Origin of the sequence: Winslowiella iniecta (assembly GCF_001267535.1) — a bacterium.
GTDB lineage: Bacteria > Pseudomonadota > Gammaproteobacteria > Enterobacterales > Enterobacteriaceae > Erwinia > Erwinia iniecta.
This window is the reverse complement of the sequence record NZ_JRXE01000017.1, coordinates 1-18223: the sequence shown is the minus strand read 5'-3', so window position 1 is coordinate 18223 and position 18223 is coordinate 1. Positions and strand designations below refer to the sequence as shown.

The window sequence follows — 18223 nt, the reverse complement described above, 5'->3', positions numbered from 1 at the left end:
AGCAAATGTAATGGATTGGCGTCGCAGCGGGGAAAATTATGCAGAATTTGTGATCGACTACGAGAAAGTCATGGCGGGCGGCGGATGTCGCCCGCAGATCGGCGGTTATTCGCTGCGCTGGTAGCCGAAAACACTTTTGACCACCAGCATCAGTGAAGTCAGCAGTGCCGGAATCGCCAGCAGTATAAATACCTGAGTAAAACTCCAGCCTAACGACAGCATTTCAGCACCAGCAAAGGCGCTAAGAATGGCGCCAATACGCCCAACGCCGTGCATCCAGCTGGAACCCGTAGCGCGTGCATGGGTGGGATAATAGCTGGCAGAAAGCGCGTTCATCCCGGTATTGGCCCCATTCAGGCAGAAGCCGCTACAGAAGGCAATGGCACTCATCACCAGCGCATCCGCAGGTGCGAAGCCAATCGCCACGGTAAAAATGGCGCCACAGGCGTAAATCGACGCCAGCGCCAGGTTGGCGTTAAACCTGTCCATTAGCCAGCCTGCAAACAGCGAGCCGAGGGTGCCGCCCGCCTGATACATCGCGGTAACCAGCGCGGCCTGGGTCACCGTCATGCCGATATCTTTTATTAGCGACGGCAACCAGCTGCCAATCAGATAGACCAGAAACAGCCCCATAAAATAGCTGCCCCACAGCATCAGGCTACCTGTCAGGTAGTTGCGTGATACTACGGTATGCATCGCCCCCTGCTGCTTTACCTGAGTCAGTAACTGAAAACGGGCATCCGGCGGGGTAGATCCCGGCATCATCTTCTCGACAATGGCGCGGATTTTTTCCGTGGGTGCACCGCGACTGAGCAGGAAGCGCACCGACTCCGGCAAATACTTCACCAGAAATGGCACTACCATTAGCGGCAATAGCCCACCGAGCAGCAGTACCGAATGCCAGCCAAACTGCGGGATCAGCCAGGAGGCGGCAAATCCCCCTGCGGCAGCGCCAAAGGTAAAGCCGCAAAAGACCACGGTGATCAGAAAAGAGCGTTTACGTTCCGGAGAGAATTCCGCCACCAGCGTGCCGACGTTTGGCATCGCAGCGCCCAGCCCTAAGCCGGTAAGAAAGCGAAACAGCATCATTTGTTCGAGGTTTTGTGACAGTGCGGTCACCAGCGTCCACAGCCCAAAGAATAAAACGCTGGTAATAATGATGACCCGGCGACCAAAACGATCCGCCAGCGGACCGGCAAACATCGCCCCTAGTGCCAGACCGATTAATGCAGCACTGATCACGCCACCCAACTGATGATTAGTGACATTCCATGAGGCTTTCAGCGCCGGAGCAATAAAACCCATCAGCGCGATATCCATGCCATCCAGCGCCACCACAATAAAACAGAGCAGAATAATGCGCTTTTGATAGCCGCTCATTACAGCTGTATTGATAAGCTGGCGAACGTCAATCGCCTGAGTGCTGCTCACGGTATAGCTCCCTGTAACGCCGAAACCTCCCTTACAGACGTCAGAAACATCATTCGTCAGGTTTCATGGAAAAAAGTGAGCGCTATGATAGCGGATTCGCAGCGGTTTTGTCTGGTTCCGTTTTGCACTACCCGGCGTCATTCGCTCAGTGATTTTTCCAGCATCAACAGTGAGCGATAACCGTCTGCCGCCGTGCTGTGAAGCGGCGATGTCACCAGCTGTTCATTAAAGATTTCCAGCGACCATGGCCCGCGATAGCCATGCTGATGCAGCTGACGGGCAAAACGCGTCAGGTCAAAATCGCCCTGACCAGGGAAACAGCGGTAATGACGGCTCCAGGTTAATACATCGAGGTTAAGCTGCGGCGCATCGGCAAACTGCACAAAGGTGATTTTCTCCGGCGGCACTCTGTCGAGCTGATTCAGCGTATCGCCGCATGACAGGATATGAAAGCTGTCGAGCACAATGCCAAGATTAGGCTGATCAACCTCAGCCACTCGCTGCCAGGCCTGCTGCCAGCGGTTAACGTGCTTACCCCAGGCCAGCGCTTCATAGCCCACGTCAACCTGGAAGCTGGCGGCCAGTTCGGCCAGCGCATGCAGATCGTCAATCTGTTGCTGCCAGTCGCTGCTACAGCTGTCACTGGCGTTGCTGCATAACAGCAATCTTTTGCAGCCCAGCTCGCCCATCAACTCAAACTGCTGCCGCGCACGCGATAGCTGATCGCCGGTTTCACCCTCAAAATTGCGGAAAGGCTGTAATAAATCGATGCGCAAACCGCGCGTCCCGACCATCTTGCGCACTTCAGCGGCGCTGCGCTGACAGTGCTGTAAATCGGCTTCGAACAGCTCAATGCTGTCGAAACCCGCAGCGGCAATGGCATCGAGTTTTTGTTCCAGTGTGCCGCTGACAGAAATAGTGGCAATACATCGTTGCATGTTTCTTCCCCCTGATGTGACAAAAAACGGCGCGCCATAACGGGAGACAGTATGTCGCGCTGATTACCATAAGTTATCGTCATAAATAAGCGGCGCGTCAAATACTGTCACCTGACGTAACGAGTTAATTCGTGGTGATATTTTGTGCAAAAAGGGCAAATGTTAAATTAAATTTGCAATAAGGTTAACAGATTCCACTAATGGTGCTTGCTTCAGATCTTCAGACCTCACTACCCTGTGGTATGGATAAAAATTACGTTTTTAATCAGCGCATTCGCTTGCGCCATTTGCACACCTTCGTCGCAGTTGCACAGCAAGGGACGCTGGGACGTGCGGCAGAGACGCTTAGCCTTAGTCAACCGGCGTTATCTAAAACGCTGAATGAACTGGAGGAGCTGGCGGGTACGCGTCTGTTCGAGCGTGGACGGCTGGGCGCGCAGCTCACCACCATGGGCGAACAGTTCCTTACCCACGCGGTGAAAGTGCTCGATGCCCTGAATCATGCCGGTCAGTCATTTACCAGCGCCATCAGCGATCAGCCGGTGGTACTGCGGGTCGGCGCCCTGACCACGGCGGCAATGGGCATGTTGCCGTCGATTCTTGATCGTTTCCATCAACTGCAACCGCAGGCCACCGTACAAGTCGCTACCCTGCATAACAATGTGTTAATTGCCGGGTTAAAGGCCGGAGAGTTTGATATTGGCATTGGCCGCATGGCCGACAGCGATATGATGGCTGGCTTAACCTACGAACTGCTGTTTCTTGAGTCTTTACGGCTGGTAGTGCGACCTGAACACCCACTGCTAAGTGACAACGTCACGCTCTCGAAAGCATTGCAGTGGCCGGTGGTGATTTCACCTGAAGGCACTGCACCGCGGCGTATTGCGCAGGCAATGATGGATGAACAAGGCTGCACACTGCCTGCTAACTGCATTGAAACCTCCTCCACTTCGCTGGCACGTCAGCTGGCACAACGGTATGACTACGTGTGGTTTGTGCCATCCGGTGCCATTAAAGAAGATCTATTGCATCACTCTCTGGCGGCACTGCCAATTGCTTCACATGGCCCCGGCGAACCGGTGGGAATTATGACGCGTTCTGGCAGTCAGCACTGCCTGAGTGCCGAAATTTTGCTGGCCACCATTCGTAAGTGCCACTCCGGCTAATATAATTTGTCACCCGCCGGGAACGCTAATCCCGGCAGACTTACACCCTTCCGCAATATAATCGTGTAAATCACCTTCATTCAGGCTCTCTGCTTATCCGCATTTTTATTAATCAGAACGCTATTCACCCGTTTCTGTAAGATATTGACGCATAAATTTCCGCCTGGTTAAATAATCCAAAAATCAAATAACCCCAGGTAAAACCCACTTGTCGTCAAAGTAATTCCCCTGGTGATTTACAATTACACATTATTAATTATCTTACCTTACATAAACCCTCTTAAGATTTACCGATTTATTCATCGAAAAATATTACAAGATTTTATTAAAACCTACTTTTCCATTTATAAGCCTAACAAACTAAAAAACATGCCGGGGCTAGACTTAAGTCCAGTTCTTTTTTTCCATGTGACATGATAATTATTTATGAAGAAACCCATGGAGGGATTGCCTATCGAAAAAGACCTAATCAAACCCGTCAGCTTATTAAATTCATGATTTATATTACCTGTGAAATTCCCGGGCGCATTCTTACAAATGCAGCACGCTATAACGGGCACAACAATAACAAACCCTGACTTTTATTACCTTTAAGAACCTTTAGCTTTAACAGTAAAGAAAAATTAACTTTTCTTTGCCGTTACCAACTAGTGGAATACATTATGGAAAATGAAAAAATATCTAAAACACGCAGGAATTTACTTGTTGGTGGAGGTATTGTGGCCACCGGTTCATTACTGTCCGGATCTCTTTTTCCGCAGCTGGCATTGGCAGAATTAGCCAATACCTCTGCCATCACACCGCTGGCGCAATCCGTCGGTTACGCACTAAGGGGAATCAATAAGGATGAGGTTAAAGTCCCCTATGGGCAAGGAAACCAGGTCATAACATTGAAGGAGATGTCAGAAGCTGCCGCGAATGGTTTCTCCAACCTTCATGGTGCCCTCGATCAACTGTTTAAGGACGCGCCTGTTTTAGCAATGTCATCGCTGGTTGAATCACTGATACTGAAGCTGGCGGGAGGATTTCTTGGCGGCATTGCCGGTCCGCTTTTCAGCGGCGCGATAACCGGCTTATTTAGCTATTTTAATAATTTGTTTACCACCAGCAAACCTTCTATCGAAGAGGAGATAAGAAGAATAACAGGTCAGATGATAGATGATAATAACTACGGAATTCTGAAATCAAGGATGCAAGGACTGACCACTGTATGTGGTGCGTTTAACACCTCATTGAAAAAATTCCTCGATCAGCAAACGCGTAGTGATTTAAAAGGCGAGGTTCTTAATCGCTTTAGTAATCTGATTGGGCATCTTCGCATCGAGATGCCGCTTTTTCTGAACATTTCTAATGGTATCGGCTATCTTTTTTATATGCAGGCCGCCGCGCTGGGGCTTATCAGCTACACACAGTTATTAAGCAACAGAAAAACCCTGAATCTGGATGACGACTATTATGAGTTACAATTCGATGATCTGAGAAACGATGCCACGAGCTGGATGAAGGTATCGCAAGAAAACCTGATTAAACGCTATCATGACACCGGCTTCAAAACCAATGAAGTCATCAGGTTTTGCCGCAATGTTTATACTGGTGGTTACGCCATGTTGCTTTCAGCCTACAGGGCGTCATTCTCTCTCGAGGCAGGTGTTGAGCTGAATATCAGAAACACCGCTGAGTTATATTCCGATGCACCAACAGACGTCGCCAATGGTTCTTTTACTCCGGTACTTGCGAAAATCAATAAAGATATACACCTGCGCAGCTCATTACTGGCGGATATCGGCATGATGGGCCACCTGGATAACGTACTGGCAATAAACCATGGATACTTTGACGGCACAGGACAGTACCGACGAACTTATTTCGAAAGCTGCTATAACCCTTCATCACATCCAAAAGTCCGTTATGCTAACCGAGACTTTAATCTTAATCCCTTCCAGCCCGGCGGCGAGAATATTGATGGTGGCACCAATATCAACACCATGATAATCAACATGTCGACCAGCGCGAGCGGCGCAAGGCTTTATTATTTACGCATGTTAACCCCAACCGGCGCTCTGCAGCCCACCAACAATGCCAATGAATCCGGACTTTATAATATTAACATCCCCAATTACTATATCAGTGGCTTAGTGGTCGGCGGCTATCATAACGGCAAGCAGTGCACTGCCGATGCGGGCTGGGGATTGAGGGTCGACTGCGCAATCTTCAGGCATTATGACGGGCTTGAAACGAAACGTGTCCTTGAAGCAAATGAAGCAGGCGAAATAAAAAAAGGGATTGCTTATGAGTTAGACTTCAACGGCGGTTATGTCTTCAATGAGGACGGCGCACCGCATAATAATGTCTACAGTGATATCCTGATTGGTAAAAATATTATCACTTCAGGAGAAAACCATCCGATTAAAATGAATTTCACCTTAATCGCTGATGAAAGTGTCAATATGACCTGGCAAAATCATATCAAAATACTCATTTTCTCTTCTGAGTTGCAAGGCATAAGCAGATTAATGATTCGGGATGATAATGACAACCGTCTGTTCTCTACTGGAGTCACCAACTTTAAAAAATTACCCAACTTTGAAATAAAGTCTCTTGCTGGAAAGCCGTTTTACCTTTATGAACTGCAAGTCGCAACCGCAGCGTACAGCGGTCCGTTAAATCAGATTCGGATCGAATTGCAGCCACAAAACAGTGATTGTCATTTTGCCAGCATGACACTGATCACGATGTGAGATAATCCATCACAACATGTCATTACAGCCGTTTAAGCGTTCCGGATCCCCTCTCAGTTATCAGAGGGGATCTGTTTAGCGGCTGCGTTTGGCATGCCTTTCCCGATTATCCCTGCGCGCCTGCTCCGTTTTTCGCAACCCGACATACAGCGCCCCGCTGCCGCCATGCTGAGGCTGCGCCACGCAAAAAGCCTGCACATCATCAAATTGCTGTAACCAGCGCGCGATACCGCTGCGAATAACATTGCCATGGGCGCGATCGTCGCGCCCTTTACCATGGATAATCAGCAGATTGCGCAGATTTGCCTTGCGCGCTTCCAGCATGAAATTAAACAGTGACTGACGGCAGCTCTCTACCGGCTGGCGCAGCAAATTCAGACTTGCATCCAGTTGATATTTTCCCAGCCGTAGCTTATCCACCACCCCCTGCTGAATGCCTTCGGCGGCAAACTCCAGCGGCTGACTGAGCGGTATCACCTCGATAAACCCTTCGACCAGGAAATTATCCGGCGTTTCGTCGTAACGCGGGCGCTGAGTTTTCATCCCCGGCGTTTTTAACCAGTGAACAGTGGCACACTCTTTCAGTGGCGTGACATCTTCCATGGCGTGTTTAAACAGATCGTTATCGTCAAGGTTCATCGTCACTCCTCAGGCCGCGAAGGGTAGCGGCGACAGCAGCTAAAATGAAAAAATAGTCTTTCTGGCGTGATGCGACAAGCCCTTTTAAATTAAAAAGGCCACCCTGAAGGTGGCCGGAAGGATTGCAGACAGATTAACGGCGACGCGTGGCCAGATTGACCGAAGCAGACCAGTTAAAGTCGCCCACTTCACTGGCACTGAGATTTTTCGCCCGTGTTTTACGCGGCGTTTTTGCGGGCGTCGCTTTCTCTTTTGCCAGCCGCGCTTTCATCACCAGCCGTTTGGCTTCTTTCGTGAACTCCTTGAGTTGCTTATCGTCGGGCGTTTTCCCTGATTTCGCGATCAAGGTTTTAACCTGCTGATCGATTGAGACTTTTTCATTCTCAGTAAACGCATCAATCGATATTTCCTTTTCATTTTTCATCGTGCAGCTCCGCCAGAGATCACTGTTACAGGTATGGAGACTATCCATACGGGGTTGCCAGTCAAATCACCTTCAGTGGCGACGCAGACTGGCAAATCTTTGCACTGTCGCTAACATAACTCTGTTGCCGATGAGTTGCTATGACTTCTGTGACTTTTCACCGTTGTCGCACTGACCCACATGCTACAAGGAATTTGCAGCATAAATTCACCCACTATGCCCAGACGGGCATATCGCCTGGAATGGATAACCGTTCGAAAATCATGATGACATTACTGGAAGATACTATCCCGACTCCCCTGGGACAGCTGAGAATCATCAGCGATGAACAGCAAAATCTGCGCGCCGTCGAATGGGAAGAGTACAGCGATCGCATGCAGCGACTACTGAATATTCATTACGGTGCTCAGGGTTACCGGCTACGCCAGCTGGATAACGCTGGCGGCCTGAGTGCGCAGCTGACCCGCTATTTTGACGGCGACCTGACGGTGATCCGCCAGCTGTCGGTGGCGACCAATGGAACTGATTTTCAGCGCTCGGTCTGGAATATGCTGCGCGACATCCCCTGCGGCAGCGTACTGCGTTATGGCGAGATGGCGACCCTGTTGGGTCGGGCTGGCGCGGCGCGTGCCGTCGGTGCTGCTAATGGCTCCAACCCAATTAGCATTGTGGTGCCCTGCCATCGGGTTATCGGGGCTAATGGCACGCTCACCGGCTATGCCGGTGGCGTCGCGCGAAAACAGTGGTTACTGAGACACGAAGGCTATAAGCCTTTGTCGTTATGATTGCGCCAGCGCCGCTCTGGCACTGGCTTCATCAGTGACTAATCCGCTGATCCATCCCCCTTTCAGCGCCGCGCAGATGGCACGATGTTTCTCTTTGCCGCCGCAAAAAGCAATGATATTGCGCTGAGTGTGGGCGCCAAGCGTGACGCTGGTTAAGCGCGTATCCAGCTCACTGCTGACGCGCTCGCCATCTTCACCGATAAAATGCCCGAGCATTTCCGCAACCACGCGCTGCTGTTGTAATTGCGCAACCTGCTGGTCGCTGATAAAGCCATCGGCATTGAGCGGGCAACCGGCGTCAATATGGCCGATACCGAGAAACATCACGTTAGCCTGCGCCGCTTTTTCGGTTACGGTGCGGTATATACGGTGATTGCACCACAGCGTGCGGTCGTCAGGGCTGTCGGCAAACAGCGGTGCGGGCAGAATAAAATAGCGCCCCTGGGTCTTTTCTGCCATCCACAACGGCACATCGTAGCGGGTACAGGATCCGTCACTGGCAATCGCGCCGATTAACGACACGCAGCTGTGTTGCGGGCGATCGAAGGTTGGCAGCTCATCGATAGTGGCGCGTAGCATTCGCCCGGATCCGACGGCAATAATCTGCGGCGCGCTCTGTTTCAGGGTATGCGCCATCACTTCCGCACCGGCCACCGCGATCATCTGATGAATCCCGGGGCTATCGAGTCCATCAGAAGGCACCACCTGACAGACGTCCAGTCCATAACGTCGCTGTAGTGACTGCGCCAGCGACATACACTCTGCCACCGGATGGCTGATATTCACACTGACTAATCCCTGCTCTGCCGCCAGTGCCACCAGCCGTTGTGCCACCTGACGCGACACGCCCAGTTTTTCGGCAATGTCCTGCTGCGTTTCACCGGCAACATAATACATCCAGGCGGCACGCGCAGCCTGTTCGAGCTTTTTGTCGTGCTTACTCATGGTGCTTTCGATCCTCTTCAAACATCGTCACAGCTTACTCTGAATATTTGCCCTACATTTGGGCATTTATTGTTTTTTGTGATCTGCCGCGCAGACAACCCACTGAATATTGCCCAGTCTGTAACACATTTCCGGCATAAGCCCACATTAAGGGCAATTGCTCAAATCATCAGGAGCTGTCTTATGACTCAATCAACCGCTAACGTCTGGATGCATATTGGTGCCGGTTCATTCCATCGCGCCCATCAGGCATGGTATCTGCATCGCCTGTTACAACAAGGGGATGAACGCTGGCATATTGCGCTGGGCAATATTCGTCAGGATGCCGATGCCCTGCTCAACCAGCTCGCCGCGCAAAACGGCGAATATACGCTGGAAACCGTGACGCCGAAAGGTGAGCGCCGCTATGAAAGGATCACCTCGATAAAAAAGATTCTGCCCTGGGATAGCCAGCTTAGCGCACTGATTGCGCAAGGCAGCGACGCCACCACCAAAGTGATCGCCTTTACCGTAACCGAAGGCGGCTACTATCTTGATCCTGACCACCAGCTCGACCCGCGCCACCCCGATATTCAGGCAGATATCAATGGTGAAGCACGCACGCTGTACGGTGCGCTGACCCGCATTTTGCTGGCCCGCATGGCGGCGGAGGGTGAGCCGGTCACCCTGCTGAATTGTGACAACCTGCGCCATAACGGCGAGCGTTTCCGCCACGGTTTTCTCACGTTCCTGCGCCTGCGCGGCGAAGAAGCGTTGCTGAATTGGGTGACCCATCAAACCCGCTCGCCGAATACCATGGTCGACCGCATTACCCCGCGCCCGACCACGGATATCGCGCCGCGCGTTAAACAAGCCACCGGCTTTGATGACGCGGTGCCCGTGATGGCGGAAGCGTTTATCCAGTGGGTGATTGAAGACGATTTTATTGCCGGACGCCCGGCGCTGGAAAAGGTTGAAGTTGAACTGGTCGATTCGGTATTGCCGTGGGAAGAGGCAAAAATCCGCATTCTTAACGCCAGCCACAGCTGTATTGCCTGGGCGGGCACCTTGCTCGGTCAGTCATTTATTCATCAAAGCACCCGCACGCCAGCGATTAAACAACTGGCGTGGGACTACGTTACCGAGGACGTCATCCCGTCATTAAGCCCAAGTCCGCTGGATCTGCCAGCCTATCGCGATCAGGTGCTGGATCGTTTTGCTAACCCGTGGATTGAGGATACCAACCAGCGCGTCGCCGCGGATGGTCTGTCAAAAATTCCCGGCTTTATTACGCCGACGCTGGTGGAAAGCTGGCAGCGTGGCGAAATTCCCCGCGCCACCGCAGTGTTACCGGCACTGTTCTACCTGTTTTTGCAACGCTGGCATCTCGGTGAACTGCCGTACCGCTATCAGGATGGCGTGATGGATGAAATGTCGCTGCATCATTTGCTGGCCGCCGATAATGCGCTGGCAGAGTTTGCCGCCGATCCGGCGCTGTTTGGTCCGTTAGCCAGTCACGCGCAATTTGCTGCCCTGTTGCAGCAAACGGTTGACCGGTTACAGCAGTGGATTGCCCAGCCGCAGCTGGTCAGCGAGTAAGGGGATCACCATGTATCTGGGAATCGATGCAGGAACGTCCGAAATTAAAGCGCTGGTGCTCAACAGCGCCGGGGAGATTATGGCCACGGCCGGTGCGCCACTGACGCTACAGCGTCCGCATCCACACTGGTCAGAACAGGATCCGGCGCAATGGTGGCAGGCCACACAACAGGTAATCGATCAACTGCGCCAGCAACTTGGTGCCAGCTGGTGCGAAATCCGCGCTATTGGCCTTTCCGGCCAGATGCATGGCGCGGTGCTGCTCGGCCAGGATAACGAGGTGTTGCGTCCGTGCATTTTATGGAACGACACGCGCAGCGCCGCCGAGTGCCAGCAACTGAACAGCCTCGCCCCTGAGCTGCATGCGGTGGCTGGCAATCTGGCGATGCCCGGCTTTACCGCGCCGAAGCTGTTATGGCTGGCGCGCCATGAACCAACGATTTTTAATCGCATCGCCACGGTGCTGCTGCCGAAAGACTATCTGCGCTGGATGATGAGCGGCGAGAAAATCAGTGAAATGTCCGATGCTGCCGGGACTCTCTGGCTGGATGTGGCGCAGCGCCAGTGGTCAGCCAGCCTGCTGGCAGCCTGCGGGTTAACCCGCGAGCAGATGCCACGGCTGGTGGAAGGCAGCCATCCGGCAGGCAAACTGAAAGCCGAGGTGGCCCGTCAGTGGGGGTTAAGTGATGAAGTGATGATTGCCGGCGGCGGTGGTGATAATGCCGCCAGCGCGGTGGGCATCGGCGCCATCAATCCGGGTGATGCGTTTATCTCCCTCGGCACCTCGGGCGTGCTGTTTGCGGTTAACGACGGCTTTCGTCCCGATCCGCAATCGGCGCTGCACGCTTTCTGTCACGCCCTGCCGCAGCGCTGGCATCAGATGAGCGTGATGCTGTCGGCGGCCAGCGCTCTGCGGTGGTTGTGTGACCTGCTGCAAACCAGTGAAACCGCACTGTTAGCCGAGGTCGCAGCACTCAGCCATGAGGAGCAGCTGCACTCGCCGCTGTTTTTGCCGTATCTCTCCGGTGAGCGCACACCCCATAACGATCCGCAAGCCTGTGGCGCATTTCACGGCCTGACCCACGCCAGCCAGCGCGCCTCGCTGGCGTACGCGGTATTGGAAGGCGTCAGCTTTGGTATGGCCGATGGTCTGAGGGTGTTACAGCAGGCGGGAACTGAGCTGACCTGTTGCTCGCTGATTGGCGGCGGCGCTCGCAGTCCGTGGTGGGCGCAGCTGATGGCCGATGTGCTGAACCTGACGATTATCACCCATCGTGGCGGCGAAGCCGGTGGCGCACTGGGTGCCGCCCGTCTCGGCTGGCTGGCGGTGGGCGGTGATGAACAACAGGTTTGCCAGAAACCCGCAGAATTAGAACGTTATCTGCCCGATGCCTCACGCCATCAGCAGCTGCAACCGCGATTGCAGCAATTCCGTCAGCTCTATCAACAGCAGCGCGCGATGCGTCTTTAGTCACTTAACACCGGTCGCATGGCGTCCGGCCCACTTATGGTCAGAGGATTGCATTATGCACTCAGATAAAAACGGCATCGGCATGCCGAAATCCCTGTTCTGGGGCTATATCGCCATCGCAATTTTTATGAGCGGCGACGGCTTTGAAATGGCGTTTCTTTCCAAACATATTACTGATTTAGGTTTCTCTCCGTCCCAGTCGGCACTGGTCTTTACCCTTTATGGCGCCGCCGCCGCGCTGGCAGCCTGGAGTTCCGGCGTGGTAGCGGAAATCATCACCCCGCAGCGGGCGATGCGTATTGGCTTTATCCTCTGGGTGGTAATGCATGTGCTGTTCCTGACGCTCGGATTGGGAATGCGCAACTATCCGCTGATGCTGCTGTTTTACGGGATTCGTGGCCTTGCCTATCCGCTGTTTATCTACTCGTTTGTGATGCTGGTGGTGCAGACCGTGCCAAAACATCAGTTGTCATCGGCGATGGGCTGGTTCTGGGCGATGTACTCGGTCGGCATCGGCTGTGTCGGTAGCTATCTGCCAAGCTTTACCATTCCATTTATGGGTGAAACCGGCACGCTCTGGTTTGCCATTGCCTGGGTGGTTGCGGGCGGTCTGATGGCGATGATCCTGCTGCGCAACGTGGGCGGTGAAAGTGACAAAGCGCATCTCTCCACCAAAGAGAAGATGACCGAACTGTCGCGTGCGGTGACCATTCTGTTTACCAACCGCAATATCTTTCTCGCCTGCCTGATACGTATCATTAATACTCTGTCGCTGTTTGGCTTTGCGGTGGTGATGCCGATGCTGTTTGTCGGGCGTCTCGGCTTCAGCATGTCCGAATGGCTGCAAATCTGGGCGGTATTCTTCTTTGTGACTATCTTTACCAATGTGATGTGGGGAATTCTCGGCGAATATATTGGCTGGATCCGTCAGGTACGCTGGTTCGGCTGCCTGGGGTGTGCGATTTCCAGCCTGGCGTTCTACTATCTGCCGGTCACTTTTGGTCACAACTACTGGGTGGCGATGATTCCGGCGGTGATGCTGGGTATCACCGTGGCCGCGTTTGTCCCGATGACTGCGGTATTTCCGGTGCTGGAGCCGAAGCACAAAGGGGCAGCGATCTCGATTTATAACCTGTCGGCGGGCTTAAGTAACTTTCTCGCTCCGGCAATTGCTTCGCTGGTACTGCCGTTTTTTGATGTTAAAGGGGTGGTCTGGACTTATACCGCGCTGTATCTGTTTGCCGGGGTATTGACACTGATCATCAAAGTTGAACAACCTGCCAGAGTCAGTAATAAAGACAGAAAGAAAGGCTATCAGAGTGTTGTAACGCTGGATAAACAGCCGTAGAACGAATTTCAGGCAGTTTTTCAATGGGATGCGGTTTGTTCAACACATCCCTAATGTTTATGTGCCTTATACTGCTCAGATGAGTTTCTTTTTGTAACTTAAGAATGTTAAAATTGACCACAGTCAATTATCGTCAGAGCGTATATTATGATCCCAGAAAAACGCGTTATTCGTCGTATTCAATCTGGTGGCTGTGCGATTCACTGTCAGGATTGTAGCATCAGCCAGCTTTGTATCCCGTTCACGCTCAATGAACACGAGCTGGATCAGTTAGACAACATTATTGAACGTAAAAAGCCCATTCAGAAAGGCCAGACGCTGTTTAAAGCGGGCGATGAACTGAAATCTCTCTATGCCATTCGTTCCGGCACCATCAAAAGCTACACCATTACTGAACAAGGCGATGAGCAGATTACCGGTTTCCACCTCGCCGGCGATTTAGTGGGCTTTGACGCCATCAGTTCTGCCTCTCACCCCAGCTTTGCCCAGGCGCTGGAAACCGCGATGGTGTGTGAGATTCCATTTGAAACCCTTGACGATCTCTCCGGCAAAATGCCCAGCCTGCGTCAACAGATGATGCGCCTGATGAGCGGCGAGATTAAAGGCGATCAGGATATGATCCTGCTGCTGTCGAAGAAAAATGCCGAAGAGCGCCTGGCGGCGTTTATCTGGAATCTGGCACGTCGTTTTGGCCAGCGCGGTTTCTCACAGCGTGAATTTCGTCTGACCATGACCCGTGGCGATATCGGTAACTATCTCGGTTTAACCGTTGAAACCATTAGCCGTTTGCTTGGCCGCTTCCAGAAAAGCGGGATGCTGGCTGTAAAAGGCAAATACATTACCATCGAGAATCACGACATCCTTTCAGAGCTGGCCGGACAGAGCCACTGATTGCTGAGAGGCTACGCCGGGTTAATATTTGTTATTTTATTGATCCGGCAACAACTTTTTCGCTTCTTCCCTGAGCGCTATTGGGCTATCTTTAAGCAGACACCTCGTCGTGTAAGGAGACCCCAGTATGGTTAAGTATCAAAACATCCTTGTGGCGATCGATCCTCAACAGGATGACCAGCCGGCGCTGCGCCGGGCGGTGTATCTCAATCAACGGATTGGCGGCAAAATCAAAGCTTTCCTGCCTATTTATGATTTCTCCTATGAAATGACTACCCTGCTGTCGCCGGATGAGCGCACCAATATGCGCAAAGGCGTCATCAGCCAGCGTACCGAATGGATTCGCGAACAGGCTCACGCTTATCTTGAAGCTGGCGTCGATATCGAGATTAAAGTGGTCTGGCATAATCGCCCATTTGAAGCGATTATTCAGGAAGTGCTGACTGGCAACCACGATCTGGTACTGAAAATGGCCCATCAGCACGATCGGCTGGAAGCGGTAATTTTCACTCCAACCGACTGGCATCTGTTACGCAAATGTCCAAGTCCGGTCTGGATGGTAAAAGATCAGCCGTGGCCGGAAGGAGGTAAAGCGTTGGTGGCGGTTAATCTGGCCAGCGAGGAACCGCATCACGATCTGCTCAATCAAAAACTGGTCAAATTGACACGCGAACTGGCAGATATGGTGAACCATACCGAGGTTCATCTGGTAGGAGCCTATCCGATTACCCCGATTAATATCGCCATCGAACTGCCCGATTTTGACCCCAGCGTTTATAACGACGCGATTCGCGGCCAGCATCTGGTGGCAATGAAAGCCCTGCGGCAAAAGTTTGCTATGGATGAGAAATTCACCCATGTTGAAAAAGGCTTACCGGAAGAAGTGATCCCCGACCTGGCGGAACATCTGGATGCCGGTATTGTGGTGCTGGGTACCATTGGCCGCACCGGCATCTCTGCGGCGTTTTTAGGGAATACTGCGGAACAGGTTATTGACCATCTGCGCTGTGACCTGCTGGTGATTAAACCGGATGGTTTTGCGACTCCGGTTGAGCTGGATGATGATGAGGATGACTAAGGCGAAAGCGGCCTGAATCACTCCTGATATAGCGTGAACGGCGGAACAAAAAACCGGTAATGACGAGCCTGTCAGCCGGTTTTTTTATCGCGTTCAAAAAGTAACAAACCTATTTCCTTCGGATATTTCGCTACCTTTCCCGCCGATCGACAGTGGCATTTTTTTGCTGCACCTTCTCTCTTCCTCCCTGATTTATAATCCTTTTTTTAATTCATCCGCGCAATAATTAAATTAATTGCATATTTATTGGTGCATTCAGCTTTGTAAGACTAATCTTACAAGGCTGATGAAAGGTCAGATTAAAAAGTGACTGAGTAAAGCGTGCAAGACGACGCATTCTTTACGTTGTGGTTAAAAGTAAACTTTGGCGATAAATGGAGATATCCTTATGAATGAAAACTCAGCTACTGCGACTGGAAATTACAATGATAATTTAGTCGCGCCGGTCAGAAGCACGCCATTAAAACGTATTTCGTGGAGCGCCATTTTTGCTGGTGTCATTATTTCGATGGTGGTTTATCTTTTACTGGCGATACTGGGAACGGCCATTGGTGCCAGTACCATTGATCCGTTGAAAGAGCAAAACCCTCTTGATGGCATCGGTACCGGTGCAGCAATCTGGACCGGCGCCAGCATGCTGATTTCTATCGCCGCCGGTGCTTATGCCAGCGGGCGTCTGGCCCAGCGCGAAGGCGCGTTGCATGGCCTGCTAATGTTTGGCGTCAACACGCTAATTTGCACCTGGTTCCTGATTGTGGTGGTCAACAATACCCTGACCGGCGCAGGTAATATTATCGGTTCAGGTTTACAGACATTGGGTAGCGGAATATCCGCCATTGCGCCACCGGCCACCCGGATGGTTAAAGATAAACTGGCTGAAAATAACATTAATCTCGACAGCTTGCAGAATGAGCTGGAAACCACGCTACGCCAGAGTGGTAAAGCAGAATTACAGCCGGAAAATCTGGAAAATAAAGCGCAGAATGAAGTTAACAATGCGCAAAATCAGGCATCCGCTACGGCCAATGCACCGCAAAATGCCGATACCGACCTGGCTGGCTTTATTCAGGGTCTGATCGAACGCAATGAAAGTACATTCCAGGCTGCCGACCGTGATGCGTTAAAAAATATTATCAAGGCACGTACCGGCAAGAGTGATGAAGAAGTTGATCAGATGGTCAACCAGGCTGAAAAAAGTTATCAGCAGGCGCGGGCTAAATACGAAGAACTGAAACAGCAAGCTGAGCAAAAAGCGCGTGAGGCCGGTGAGAAAGCCGCCGCTGCTACCGCGAAAGCCAGCTGGTTCGCCTTCTTTATGTTAATTGTTGAAGCCGTACTGGCGGGCGCAATGGGGATGCTGGGTCGTCGCACACAGCCTCGTCCGTTAGCTCACCATCAACGTCTGTAGCAGATAACGCTGACGGGCCCACAGCATGCTGCGGGCCCTTATTTACTCTCTGGCGGTTCAGACCGGCAATGGCGGCAATTCCAGACTGCTGCGAAAATCTTATCTCTGATAATCCTCGTCCAGTAAACCGCATTTTCGCAGCTCCGGCAGCAAACCAAAATCGTCGTTATCTTTAAACCCCGCCGCGTCGTTACCGGAAATCCCCTCAATCGCCTCCACCTGACCAGAGAGCAATGTACCGGTGCCCAACGGTACTGCGGCTTTTTCACAAAGGTCACTTGCTGACCTTTCTCATAATTTTGCAAAATAAACGGACCGGTACCGGCAATCTCTTTGCCGCCCGCTTTCAGTTGTGACGATGAGCATGCAGATGATTTGCTTTCATACTGTCCTTACTAATCATCATATGTGGTGGTGTTTAAGCCGGGGCTGGTATTCAGGCGCTGTGGAACTGCGGCGTACTGAAACTACAACAGGAGGATGGCAGCAGATCTTTTTTCAGATAAATAAGCTCTTCGCCTGGTGGATTGACCCGGCGATGAAAAGGCCGATAGCCGCGCTTCTGATATATCTGGGTAAGCCACGGATGTTTAATGGCGGTGGCTAAATAGACCGCCGGCGCTTTCAGCTTATCCGCCAGCAGCGTGCTTTCCGCCCAGCTTAATATCTGATCGCCAAATCCCTGACGTTTATATTCCGGCGCAACCGCAAACCAGTGAATAAAAGGCAGTGCCGGCAGTTCAGCGGGATGATTTTCCTGCGGCAGACGAACGGTCACGGTGGCGATGGCCTGCCCCTGCTGACGCAGCACCAGTACCGTCTCTTCCTGAATCGCCTGTTGCACCACATCAACACTGGCGCGGGTAATGGTGAAATTGACATTCAGATCTGACAACGCAGCATAGGCGCGTTGCAACAGATTATATATTTCTTGCGCGTCTTCGGGTCTGGCAATCTGAATTGTGCTGTTCATCACGGCTGTCCGTGTTAATTATCCGAACCAAATTATTAGAACAGCACCGCTGGCTTGTAAAACGACAATATTGAGAATCATTTCTCTGAAAGTGGGAATATAAGGCGACAGGGCGGGAGATCGTGACAGGATATTGCCCCTCTCAAACCGCGAGAGGGGCCAGACAATTACAGCGCTTTCAGAATGGCTTCAACGCTGGCTTTTGCATCACCAAATAACATCTGGGTGTTATCTTTAAAGAACAGCGGGTTCTGCACCCCGGCGTAACCGGTGTTCATGGAACGCTTAAACACCACTACATTCTGCGCTTTCCACACTTCCAGCACCGGCATACCGGCGATTGGGCTGCGGGGATCTTCCTGCGCTGCCGGGTTCACGGTGTCATTGGCACCAATCACCAGTACAGTGTC

Annotated in this window: 16 protein-coding genes and 1 pseudogene; 9 read left to right on the top strand and 8 right to left on the bottom strand. The window is 52.0% G+C overall.

Translation table 11 applies throughout. From position 1 onward, the window contains the following. Positions 1-105 precede the first annotated feature (105 nt). Both NG42_RS13010 and NG42_RS13005 read right to left on the bottom strand, forming a co-directional pair. Positions 106-1431, bottom strand: coding sequence for an MFS transporter (locus NG42_RS13010; protein ID WP_052899886.1), 1326 nt, complete (start codon positions 1429-1431; stop codon positions 106-108). A 137-nt stretch (positions 1432-1568) separates the two neighbouring features. After that, positions 1569-2369: a sugar phosphate isomerase/epimerase family protein gene (locus NG42_RS13005; protein WP_052899884.1), complete on the bottom strand. Its 801-nt coding sequence runs from the start codon at positions 2367-2369 to the stop codon at positions 1569-1571. Positions 2370-2611: 242 nt separating this feature from the next. Here NG42_RS13005 and NG42_RS13000 point away from each other — a divergent pair, with 242 nt between their 5' ends. Next, positions 2612-3535 carry a LysR substrate-binding domain-containing protein gene (locus NG42_RS13000; protein ID WP_052899959.1) on the top strand — a complete coding sequence of 308 codons (924 nt, stop codon included), beginning with the start codon at positions 2612-2614 and terminating at the stop codon, positions 3533-3535. 662 nt (positions 3536-4197) lie between these two features. Next, positions 4198-6273 carry a hypothetical protein gene (locus NG42_RS12995; RefSeq protein ID WP_156322011.1) on the top strand — a complete coding sequence of 692 codons (2076 nt, stop codon included), beginning with the start codon at positions 4198-4200 and terminating at the stop codon, positions 6271-6273. A 75-nt stretch (positions 6274-6348) separates the two neighbouring features. On the opposite strand, the gene smrA is transcribed toward NG42_RS12995, so the two are convergent. Further along, complete coding sequence (gene smrA / locus NG42_RS12990) at positions 6349-6912, bottom strand: DNA endonuclease SmrA (protein WP_052899879.1); 564 nt, start codon at positions 6910-6912, stop codon at positions 6349-6351. 133 nt (positions 6913-7045) lie between these two features. Next, complete coding sequence (locus NG42_RS12985) at positions 7046-7336, bottom strand: hypothetical protein (RefSeq protein ID WP_052899877.1); 291 nt, start codon at positions 7334-7336, stop codon at positions 7046-7048. Positions 7337-7599: 263 nt separating this feature from the next. Here NG42_RS12985 and ogt point away from each other — a divergent pair, with 263 nt between their 5' ends. Beyond that, complete coding sequence (gene ogt, locus NG42_RS12980; protein WP_052899958.1) at positions 7600-8121, top strand: methylated-DNA--[protein]-cysteine S-methyltransferase; 522 nt, start codon at positions 7600-7602, stop codon at positions 8119-8121. On the opposite strand, the gene NG42_RS12975 is transcribed toward ogt, so the two are convergent. Beyond that, positions 8116-9066: a sugar-binding transcriptional regulator gene (locus NG42_RS12975; protein ID WP_052899875.1), complete on the bottom strand. Its 951-nt coding sequence runs from the start codon at positions 9064-9066 to the stop codon at positions 8116-8118. The genes ogt and NG42_RS12975 overlap by 6 nt on opposite strands. Before the next feature lie 183 nt (positions 9067-9249). On the opposite strand from NG42_RS12975, the gene dalD reads away from it, so the two are divergent. The 6 genes from dalD (at position 9250) to NG42_RS12945 (ending at position 16840) form a co-directional block, all read left to right on the top strand. Further along, a complete protein-coding gene (gene dalD / locus NG42_RS12970; RefSeq protein WP_052899873.1) occupies positions 9250-10644 on the top strand; it encodes a D-arabinitol 4-dehydrogenase in 1395 nt (464 codons plus the stop codon). Between the two features lie 10 nt (positions 10645-10654). Beyond that, entirely contained in the window at positions 10655-12115 is a 1461-nt protein-coding gene (xylB, locus tag NG42_RS12965) for a xylulokinase (protein WP_052899871.1), read from the top strand. A gap of 55 nt (positions 12116-12170) precedes the next feature. Then, entirely contained in the window at positions 12171-13463 is a 1293-nt protein-coding gene (locus NG42_RS12960) for an MFS transporter (protein ID WP_053116367.1), read from the top strand. A gap of 147 nt (positions 13464-13610) precedes the next feature. Further along, a complete protein-coding gene (locus NG42_RS12955; RefSeq protein ID WP_052899868.1) occupies positions 13611-14354 on the top strand; it encodes an FNR family transcription factor in 744 nt (247 codons plus the stop codon). 127 nt (positions 14355-14481) lie between these two features. Then, positions 14482-15432 (top strand): universal stress protein UspE, encoded by a 951-nt coding sequence (gene uspE / locus NG42_RS12950; protein ID WP_052899866.1) that lies wholly within the window; start codon positions 14482-14484, stop codon positions 15430-15432. Positions 15433-15820: 388 nt separating this feature from the next. Further along, positions 15821-16840, top strand: coding sequence for a membrane protein, TIGR04086 family (locus NG42_RS12945; RefSeq protein WP_052899864.1), 1020 nt, complete (start codon positions 15821-15823; stop codon positions 16838-16840). A gap of 156 nt (positions 16841-16996) precedes the next feature. Here the strand turns inward: NG42_RS12945 and NG42_RS22465 are convergent. The 3 genes and pseudogenes from NG42_RS22465 to NG42_RS12935 form a co-directional block, all read right to left on the bottom strand. After that, a pseudogene (locus NG42_RS22465) lies at positions 16997-17199 on the bottom strand (ABC transporter substrate-binding protein); the annotation flags it as partial. Between the two features lie 77 nt (positions 17200-17276). Next, positions 17277-17813, bottom strand: a complete 537-nt coding sequence (locus NG42_RS12940; protein WP_053115643.1) for a GNAT family N-acetyltransferase — start codon at positions 17811-17813, stop codon at positions 17277-17279. 167 nt (positions 17814-17980) lie between these two features. Continuing rightward, positions 17981-18223, bottom strand: a 243-nt coding sequence (locus NG42_RS12935; protein ID WP_052899862.1) for an NAD(P)(+) transhydrogenase (Re/Si-specific) subunit beta, incomplete at its 5' end; no start/stop codon positions are given.